This window comes from Marinobacter pelagius, assembly GCF_003315345.1.
Lineage (GTDB): Bacteria > Pseudomonadota > Gammaproteobacteria > Pseudomonadales > Oleiphilaceae > Marinobacter > Marinobacter pelagius_A.
Map to the genome: position 1 here is coordinate 1 of NZ_QNRO01000041.1, position 4876 is coordinate 4876.

A 4876-nucleotide genomic window follows, 5' to 3' on the forward strand; every position below is an offset into this window, starting at 1 on the left:
GAGTAGGCTGAAGAGGATCAATCAGATAATCCGCTGAGAAAGATTTTCTTCTTTACATCTTTGGCATTTTATCAACCAGAAATTCCGGATACCCATTTCTTCAAAGGGCATATCCATGACCAGATCCAGGGTCAGGCTGTCGCCGGGCTCGAAGACCTTGTCGGTTTTCATCACACAGCCGTAGCTGTCGAGTTCAAAGACGGAGGCCTCCACCAACTCCTTGCGGAAGAGCCCCTGCTTGATCCTGAAACGGGCAATGAGATCCGGTAGTGCTTCGTTCATGAATCCTGTTCTCTGCTGAGATCCCTATCCACTGCGACCTGTCCACAGATCGGACAGGCTGGATAATGATTAAACAATAGACACTGTTCTCGGTATTGGCAATTCCATCAGTGTCCTACGGTAACCCTCTCAGGCACTTCCTTAATAGTGAGAGGGCACGGTATTTATCAGTCCGGGGATTTCACCCGTACCTCGTACATATCTTCCCGGCGGTCCTTCAGGTTGTTTACCGACCCTTCATTACGAACCAGTGTCAGTTTCTCCAGATCCATATCCGAGAACATGATCATCTCGGTGTTGGGGGTGGTCTCGGCCATGACCGCATCGTGCGGGAAGGCAAAGTCGGAGGGCGAGAACACCGAAGACTGGGCGTACTGTACGTCCAGGTTCTCGACCTTGGGCAGGTTGCCGACACTGCCGGTAATTACGACGTAACATTCGTTTTCGATCGCCCGGGCCTGGGCACAGTGGCGAACCCGCAGATAGCCGTTCTTGGTATCGGTCCAGAACGGTACAAAGATGATATCCACATCCTGGCTGGCTGCGATCCTTCCAAGCTCCGGGAACTCGATGTCGTAACAGATCAGGATAGCAACCCGTCCGGCATCGGTTTCGAACACCTCAAAGGTATCGCCACCCTCGATCACCCAGTCACGGCGCTCATGCGGGGTGATGTGGATCTTGCGCTGCTCGTCCACCCGGCCGTCCCGGTGGCACAGATAGGAGACGTTGAACAGGCGATCGTTCTCCAGCAGCGGCATGGAGCCGGTGATGATGTTGATGTTGTAGCTGACCGCCATTTCCGACATCTCATCCCGGAACTGCTCGGTAAACCCGGCCAGGAAACGGATCGCCCGGGTCTGGTCCATCTGGTCGGTCAGGCCCATCAGGGGCGCGTTGAAAAACTCCGGGAACAGGGCGAAGTCGCTCTTGTAGTCGGAGAGCGCGTCCACGAAATACTCCACCTGCTTGAGCACTTCATCCACCGAGGTGAATTCCCGCATCTGCCATTGCACGGCGCCGAGGCGGACCTGGGTCTTGCGGACGTTCAGCACCGGGGAGGGCGGCGTATAGAGAATGTTCCGCCATTCCAGCAGGGTGGCATAACCCATGGATTTCTCGTCTTCCGGCAGGTACTTGTGCATCAGCCGGGTGACCTGGAAATCGTTGGAGAGCTGGAAGCTCAGGATCGGATCGTAGATTTCCTTGCGGTCCACCCGCTGGATGTACTCGGCCGGAGAGTACTGGTCCTTGTACTTGTAGTAGCTGGGAATACGGCCGCCGGCCAGAATGGCCCGCAGGTTCATGGACCGGCACAATTCCTTGCGCGCCTCGTACAGACGCCGGCCCAGACGGTAGCCGCGGTATTCCGGATGGATAAAGACATCCAGCCCATACAGGGAATCGCCGTTGGCGTTGTGCCAGATCTTCTCGTTACGCAGGATCAGGTCGTCGTAGGTGTGCGGGTTGCTGAATCGCTCGTATTTCACGCAAACCGTCAGCGCCACCGCAATCAGCTGGCCGTTGTCCTCAATACAGATCTGCCCGTCGGGAAACTGCTCGACCAATGCCTTGATCGTCTCTTTGGGCCAGGCCCCGCCAATGTCGTCATAAACCAGGTCCATCAGAGCCTGAAGCTGTTCATAGTCGTCCAGCGTCAGGTTGCGGAGATTGAGATGCAGCTCATCATGGGGCATTCAGAGAGGCTCCCGTCGTCGGAAAAGGTGAGTTTTTGGGTCAGGCCAACAGGCTTTTTGAGGAGTTTAACAGAAGGTGTGACAGACGTCGCAGATCGCTGCCCGGTTGCTGAAAAACTTTATCAGGGCTTGCGGTTCCTGCAGGTGATTGCAATGATCCGGTCAACCGAATTACAGGATACCGTTATGGCATTAATAGACAACATCATCGGAGCCACCGGCCAGTGGGTGGCTTCGACGGACCCAAAAGCCACGCTCGCGCACCCGCTTGAATGGCTCAAGAAAACCGGAGGCTACGCCGCGGTCAACCGGATCATCGGCCTGTCCATTCCATTTGCGCCCCGCAATGGCTTTCGCGTGGAAGAGGTCCGACCGGGTTATGTTCGCGCCAGGATCCGGCTCAAGGGTAACAAGAACCACTTTGGCAGCCTCTACGCGGGTGCCTATTTCCTGGTGGCCGAGATTCCCGGAGGCGTATTGACGTTGTTCGATCTGGGCCCGTCCTACACGCCGATTCTCAAGGAAATGACCCTCCAGTTCCTGCAGCCGGCCAACTCGGATGTCACGGTGGAGTTTTCCCTGAGCCCGGAGCAGGTGGCGGCTATTCGTGCCGATGCCGACGCCACCGGCCGGGCCAAATTCATGCTTGAGGGGATACTGACCGACCGGGAGGGGAACCACGTGGCGACCTCGATCGCCCATTACCGCGTCCGGAAGAAGGGCTTCAAGGCCGAAGAAGCGGCCTAAAGAGTCTCCAGTTCGGCGATGGCCTTCAGAAAGGTCTCGCCATACTTCTCCAGCTTGGCGGCACCGACACCGCTGATCTCGCCAAGCTCCCCGATGGTGCGGGGCCTCCGCTCCATCATCTCGAACAGGGTGGTGTCGTGGAAGATTACATAGGGCGGCACACCCTGCTGGTCGGCCAGGCCCTTGCGGCAGGCGCGAAGGTGATCCCAGGCGGCCTGGTCCACGATCTGGTCGGCCGCAAAGCTTTTGCGTCCTGAGCTGCTGCGCCCTGACGAGGTCTTTTTCTGCACCGGGTCCTTGCGCAGCCAGACCGTTTCCTCGCCCTTGAGCAACGGGCGGCAACGCTCGGTCAGCTGCAAGGCGCCGTAGCCCTCGGGATCGGCCCTGAGGTAACCGTTGGCCACCAGTTGCCGAAACACCGATTTCCACTCGTTGGCGCTGAGTTCGGTGCCGATGCCGTAGGTGGACACCCGATCGTGGCCGGATTGCAGGATGCGCTCGTTCTCCGAGCCTCGCAGTACATCGATCAGGTAGGTCACGCCGAAGCGCTGACCGGTACGGTAGACGCAGGACAGCGCCTTCTGGACCGCCACGGTACCATCCCAGGTCTCGGGCGGATTCAGGCAGGTGTCGCAGTTACCGCAGGGCTGTTCCAGGTCGTCGCCGAAATAACGCAACAGCACCTGTCGCCGGCAGCTGGTAACCTCACACAAGCCCAGCATGGCATCCAGTTTCTGGCGTTCGACCCGCTTGAACTGGTCATTGCCCAGGGAGCCCTCGAGCATCTGACGCAGTTTTATAACGTCCTGCAAGCCGTAGACCATCCAGGCGGTGGAAGGCTTGCCATCGCGACCGGCCCGGCCGGTTTCCTGGTAATAGGCTTCGAGGCTTTTGGGCAGATCCAGGTGCGCGACAAAGCGGACATCGGGTTTGTCGATGCCCATCCCGAAGGCAATGGTGGCGACGATGATGACACCGTCTTCCCGCAGGAAACGTTCCTGGTGCCTGGCCCGCTGCTCGGCATTGAGACCGGCGTGGTAGGGCAGTGCGGTGAAGCCCTTATCCGCGAGCATGCGGGCGGTGGAGTCCACCTTGTTACGGGACAGGCAGTAAACGATGCCGCACTCGCCGTCGTGTTCAGCCCGGATAAAATCCAGCAGCTGTTTGTTGGCGTTGGTCTTGGGAGCAATCCGGTACTGGATGTTCGGGCGGTCGAAACCGCTGACAAAATGCCTGGCTTCGGTCAGTGACAGACGCTCGGCAATTTCCTTTCGGGTGCGCTCATCGGCGGTGGCCGTCAGCGCAATGCGCGGGATGCCGGGAAATTCGGCGGCCAGCATGCTCAGTTGCAGGTAGTCCGAACGGAAATCGTGGCCCCACTGGGATACGCAGTGGGCCTCGTCGATGGCGAACAGCGAGATGGAGGCGTTGTGTAAGAGTTCGATGGTTCGCGGCTGGATAAGCCGTTCCGGCGCGCAGTAGAGCAAGTCCAGTTCGCCGGTGGTCAGGGCGTATTCGGTGGCACGGGCCTGGTCCAGATCCATGGTGGAATTCAGGAAGGCTGCCTTAACGCCAAGCTCACGGAGTGCCGCGACCTGGTCCTGCATCAGGGCAATCAGGGGCGATATAACAATCGCTGTGCCCGGCCGAACCAGGGCCGGGACCTGGTAGCACAATGATTTACCACCACCGGTGGGCATCAGGACCAGGGCATCTCCGCCATTGACTACTTCACGAACAATGTCACCCTGCAGTGGCCGGAACGATTCGTAACCGAAAACCTCGTGCAAAACCTGCTCGGGGTCTCTCCGGGTCGCGGTGGGCCTTTCTGTGGCGAGCTGTTCGAAATCCTGGTCAAGTTGCATAGCAAAGCCGTGTGTGTCGTCCGTGATGGGAAAAGATGACAGGGAGATGGCGCCATGTCCGTGGCGCGGATGGGATGATACCAGAATAATCCGGTGGGTTGGTCAAGGTGGTTTTCGGGTGAGGCAAAGCTGCCTCAGAAACGCTACAATACCGCGGTTTTTGAACCAGACATTTCCCGGCGTAATCCGTTAGGGAGGCTCTGAATAAGTCTCCAAAATCAGCGATAATACGGCCATCGTCAATCGCATAGGATCGTTGCCAGCATGGATCAGATCACCTTCTCC

The 4876-nt window shown here is 58.2% G+C and carries 3 protein-coding genes and 1 pseudogene; 1 reads left to right on the forward strand and 3 read right to left on the reverse strand.

Features of this window, described 5'->3' with window-relative positions; all coding sequences use genetic code 11:
• Positions 1-93 precede the first annotated feature (93 nt).
• Both DET50_RS19125 and DET50_RS19130 read right to left on the reverse strand, forming a co-directional pair.
• Positions 94-282: pseudogene (locus DET50_RS19125) on the reverse strand (hypothetical protein); the annotation flags it as partial.
• Positions 283-449: 167 nt separating this feature from the next.
• Positions 450-1979, reverse strand: a complete 1530-nt coding sequence (locus DET50_RS19130; protein WP_113864286.1) for a bifunctional GNAT family N-acetyltransferase/carbon-nitrogen hydrolase family protein — start codon at positions 1977-1979, stop codon at positions 450-452.
• A 186-nt stretch (positions 1980-2165) separates the two neighbouring features.
• Here DET50_RS19130 and DET50_RS19135 point away from each other — a divergent pair, with 186 nt between their 5' ends.
• On the forward strand, positions 2166-2726 hold the full coding sequence (locus tag DET50_RS19135) for a YiiD C-terminal domain-containing protein (protein WP_113864288.1): 561 nt from the start codon (positions 2166-2168) through the stop codon (positions 2724-2726).
• Here the strand turns inward: DET50_RS19135 and recQ are convergent.
• Positions 2723-4591, reverse strand: coding sequence for a DNA helicase RecQ (recQ, locus tag DET50_RS19140; RefSeq protein WP_113864287.1), 1869 nt, complete (start codon positions 4589-4591; stop codon positions 2723-2725). The genes DET50_RS19135 and recQ overlap by 4 nt on opposite strands.
• Positions 4592-4876 lie beyond the last annotated feature (285 nt).